Here is a 4,676-nt window from a genome sequence, read left to right on the forward strand (position 1 = left end):
GTTCTTCATAAATCTATTTTGAAGCTAAGTAGATACTTGCAACCCCAAAGGTTTGCGGTTTATTTTTCACTTCTTTAAACCCGATTTTTCTCAAAATATTGTTGAAGTCCTCACCATGAGGAAAGACTGAGGCACTTTCACTTAAGTAATTGTAGGCCACTTTGTCTTTTGAGAAGAGTTTTCCCACCAATGGCAGCACATAACGGGTGTGAAAAAAATAGCCTTGTTTAAACGGAAATTTGGTGGGCACTGAAGTTTCCAACACCACAAATACACCTCCGGGTTTCAACACCCTTAAAATTTCACTCAAGCCCTGTTCAAGATCCTCAAAATTCCTCACCCCAAAGGCCACCGTAATGGCATCAAAACTGTTGTATTCAAAAGGCATGTTTTCAGAATCACCCTGAATGAACTCAATGCGCCGTGCGGCGTTATTCTTTTCCACTTTTTTGCGGGCGATGGAAAGCATGCCTTCAGAAAGGTCAAAGCCCACAATGCGGGGAATGTCATACTTTGAAAAATTGATGGCAAGGTCTCCGGTGCCTGTGGCAATGTCAAGTACACTTTCAGGTTTGGTGTTTGTCACATACTTCACCACTCTTTTTCGCCATTTTTGGTCAATTCCAAAAGTAATCACCCGATTCAACCCGTCATAATTCCCGGAAATGTTGTCAAACATTTGCTCCACCTGCTGCTTTTTGTTCAGTTGTGATTCTTTGTATGGCTTTACTTTCTCGCTCATCTCAATAGTTTGTGCAAATATAGTATTTTCACCCCGCTTTTTCCGACCTTATTTATTTTAAAGATTTCTAAAAATCTGCCCATATTTATGCTAACTTTGTAATTCTTTTCGATTATAACTTATGAAAATAATCATTGCAGGAGCAGGAGAAGTAGGATTTCATCTGGCCAAGTTACTTTCCTATGAATCTCAGGACATCATTCTCATCGATAACGTTAAGGACAATTTATCCTATGCCGAGGCTCATCTTGACATCAGGGTGTTGAAAGGCGATTGTACCTCTATTTCCATATTAAAAGAAGCCCAGGTAGAAAGAGCCGATATGCTCATTGGTGTAACTTCAAGCGAAACCACCAACATCACCGCTTGTTTTATTGCCAAACAAATGGGTGCCAAAAAAACCATCGCGCGAATCTCAAACACCGAATGGATTAAAAATAAAGATGAAATCGGGTTCTCCAAGTTTGGAATCGATGAGTTGATTTCACCGGAATCACTGGCTTCATCTGAAATTGAATTACTGCTCAAACAAAGTGCTTTCAGCAATACCTATCAGTTTGAAGACGGTGCCTTGACCATGTTTGGAATCAAACTGCCCCGCACAGCCTCCTTTGTGGGTAAAACGGTAAAAGAAGCTGCTGAGGTTTATCCCGGTATTGAATTTATCCCCATAGCCATTCAGCGTTTTGGAACACAGTACACATTGATACCAAGAGGGGACACCGTTTATAAAGAAGGCGATCAGGTGTATTTTCTCACCACTCACGATGGGGTGGAAGAGGTTTATTTCCTTACGGGAAAAATCAGGGAAGAAATTAAAAATGTGATGATTCTTGGCGGGAGTAAAATCGGGTTTAAAACTGCCCGGGAACTATGCCGAAGTCATTTTAAAGTCAAACTCATTGAAAGCAACAAGCAAAAAGCCTTTGACCTGGCCGATTCATTGCCAAACGTCTTGGTGATCAATACTGATGGCCGAAATGTGGAGTTGTTAGAGGAAGAATCCATTAGTGATATGGATGCCTTTATTTCGGTTACCGGGAACAGCGAAACCAACATTATGTCCTGCCTGGTGGCAAAATCTAAAGGAGTTAGGAAAACCATAGCACTGGTTGAAAATATGGATTATTTTCAGCTCTCACAGTCCATTGGCATTGACACCCTGATCAACAAAAAGCTGCTTGCGGCCAATGATATTTTCCGTTACATCAGAAAAGGTGAAGTAGTGGCGATGACCAAGCTCACCAATATGAATGCCGAGTTACTTGAGTTTGTGGTTTCATCAAAATCTTTTGTGGTTGAAAAAACAATAAAATCACTCAACTTTACCCGATCTGCAATTATTGGAGGAGTGGTTAGAGACGGGATTGGTCTTATAGCCACCCCGGACTTTATAATAAAAAATGGTGACAGGGTTGTAGTTTGTTGTTTGCCGCATGCCATCAGTAAGGTTGAAAAATACTTCAATTAAATGTCAATAATCAGCAAATTAAACTTCAAAATCATCCTCCATTTTATGGGGTTGCTCTTGTTGTTTAATGGTGTTTCCATGCTTGTCGCTTCAGCCGTTAGCATATATTACAACGATGGTGCCTTTAGCGGAATACTGCAATCAGCTTTAATTACAATCTGCATCGGGTTTGTGGTTTTTATGCTTACGCGAAAGCACAAAAAGGAAATCAAAAAACGGGCGGGTTATGTCATCGTAACCTTCGGCTGGCTCATCATGGCGCTCAGCGGGACCTTGCCTTATTTGTTTACAGGGGCCATTCCCGGGATTACCAATGCGTTTTTTGAAACCATGAGCGGTTATACCACTACGGGAGCCACCATTTTAAACGACATCGAGAGTTTGCCTGAAAGTATCTTGTTTTGGCGAAGCCTTACTCACTGGATTGGAGGTATGGGCATTATCGTTTTAGCCATTGCTATCCTCCCGCTATTAGGCATTGGCGGTATGCAACTTTTTGCCGCAGAAGCCCCGGGGCCAAACAGCGATAAACTTCATCCACGGATTACTGACACTGCAAAACGACTTTGGTTGTTGTATTTTGGGTATACTGTAATTGAAACTATATTGTTGAAACTTGCCGGAATGACTCTTTTTGATGCCATAAATCACTCGATGAGTACTATGGCAACGGGAGGGTTTTCTACCAAAAATGCCAGTATTGCACATTGGAATGATAACCCAATGATCCAGTACATCATTATAGCTTTCATGTTTATTGCCGGAACAAACTTTGTTTTGAGCTACTTTGCATTTAAAGGAAAAATAAAAAGGGTGTTATTTGATGAAGAATTTAAACTCTATGCTTCTTTTATTTTGGTTTTTTCAATTTTAGTTGCGATTGTGACTTACTTTCAAGCTGATTGGTCTATTTCTTCACTTGAACACAATATGGCTTATGGCGAACTTGAAAATGCCATTAGACACTCTCTCTTTCAGGTTTTGGCTATTGTAACAACAACGGGGTTTGTTACAGCAGATTATACGCTATGGACACCTTTTTTAACCATGTTCTTTTTTGGCCTGATGTTTTTGGGTGGTTCTGCCGGATCAACCGCAGGGGGAATGAAAATTGTCAGGCATTTAATTACTATCAAGAACGGAATCATGGAGTTTAAACGTTCTTTTCATCCCAATGCCATCCTTCCTGTGAGGTACAATCAAAAGGCGATTCCGCAAAGTATCGTTTTCAATATACTGGCCTTTTTTATCTTTTACATTCTTATGTTTATAATTGGAGTAGCCGTATTTTCTTGGTTAGGCCTTGATTTTAAAACTGCTTTAGGAGGAGCTGTTTCAACTTTGGGCAATGTGGGTCCTGCATTAGGTGATTTGGGCCCTGTTTACAGTTATTATTCTATACCAAATTTAGCAAAATGGTGGGCTACGTTCCTGATGCTTGTGGGTCGTCTGGAGCTTTTTACAGTATTGATTTTGCTGACGCCTTTCTTTTGGAGGAATAGGTAAGATTTCAGGTTTTGCTTCGCACAGTTCGCTGAGCTCGTGTCTTGTTTCAAGTTTTTAGTTTTTTCCAGTAGATTGTTTTCCATAAAATGGAAAATCCAATTAGTGTTAAGATTGTTCCTCCAATCAAAAATGAAATGCTATAACTTTCAGCAAAAAGACCACAAAAGTAATTTAGATATCGATTAATAAGCCCTTCTAAAAAAAAGCCTGATATAATAATTCCAAATGTGATTATTAAAAGTATAATTGAGTTAATAATGCCAACATTCTTTTTCCAGTTAATTATTCCGACAGTTATTAATGCCAATAATAAAAATCCAAAAGTCCAGTAAGCCCTGTTAGCGAGAAATTGCCCAATGGTAATTGAGGATAGAGACCCAAATTTTTCCCAGTTCTCATTTACTAAGGCGTCTAATTTTGATCCTTGGGAACCCAAATACAATCTTTGTAACCCATTAACCAAAAAAATTAGAGCAATGAGTTCGAAAAAAACCAGTTTTATCTTAATTTGCTTAATCACTAATTTTTTTACAAGTTAAAATGGTAAAAAACTGAAAGACAATTTACGTCAGCACTTCTTTCATCCTTTTAATAGCTTCCATGATTTCCTGTTCAGAAGCGGCATAAGAAATTCGGATGCAATTGGGGTCGCCAAAGGATTCGCCGGAGACGGTGGCTACCAATGCGTGTTCCAACAACAGCATGGACACGTCGTCTGCAGTGTTGATGGTTTTGCCTTTGACGGTTTTTCCGAAGAAAGAAGTCACATCAGGAAACACATAAAAGGCGCCTTCGGGTGTATTGGTTTTCAGTCCCGGAATTTCGTTTAGCAAATCCAGTATGAGTTCGCGACGGCTCTTAAATGCGTCTATCATATATTGAATGCTGCTCACCGGGGCTTCCAGTGCAGCTATGGTTGCCATTTGCGCGATGGCATTGGCACCGCTGGTGATTTGT

Annotated in this window: 5 protein-coding genes; 2 read left to right on the forward strand and 3 right to left on the reverse strand. The window is 39.9% G+C overall.

All coding sequences use genetic code 11. The annotated features are described in order from the left end of the window. Positions 1 to 13: 13 nt before the first annotated feature. The gene (gene ubiE, locus AC6F75_RS12530; protein WP_500715399.1) at positions 14 to 742 is read right to left on the reverse strand and encodes a bifunctional demethylmenaquinone methyltransferase/2-methoxy-6-polyprenyl-1,4-benzoquinol methylase UbiE; all 729 of its coding nucleotides are present in this window, start codon (positions 740 to 742) and stop codon (positions 14 to 16) included. A 121-nt stretch (positions 743 to 863) separates the two neighbouring features. Between ubiE and trkA the strand changes: the two genes are divergently transcribed. Further along, positions 864 to 2,213 (forward strand): Trk system potassium transporter TrkA, encoded by a 1,350-nt coding sequence (trkA, locus tag AC6F75_RS12535; protein WP_500715401.1) that lies wholly within the window; start codon positions 864 to 866, stop codon positions 2,211 to 2,213. After that, positions 2,214 to 3,719 (forward strand): potassium transporter TrkG, encoded by a 1,506-nt coding sequence (locus AC6F75_RS12540; RefSeq protein ID WP_500715403.1) that lies wholly within the window; start codon positions 2,214 to 2,216, stop codon positions 3,717 to 3,719. Positions 3,720 to 3,765: 46 nt separating this feature from the next. Here the strand turns inward: AC6F75_RS12540 and AC6F75_RS12545 are convergent, their stop codons facing one another. Further along, positions 3,766 to 4,239 carry a hypothetical protein gene (locus AC6F75_RS12545; protein ID WP_500715405.1) on the reverse strand — a complete coding sequence of 158 codons (474 nt, stop codon included), beginning with the start codon at positions 4,237 to 4,239 and terminating at the stop codon, positions 3,766 to 3,768. 43 nt (positions 4,240 to 4,282) lie between these two features. Beyond that, on the reverse strand, positions 4,283 to 4,676 hold a 394-nt coding region (locus tag AC6F75_RS12550; RefSeq protein WP_500715407.1), incomplete at its 5' end, for an aminotransferase class I/II-fold pyridoxal phosphate-dependent enzyme.

Source organism: Planktosalinus sp. (genome assembly GCF_059864935.1).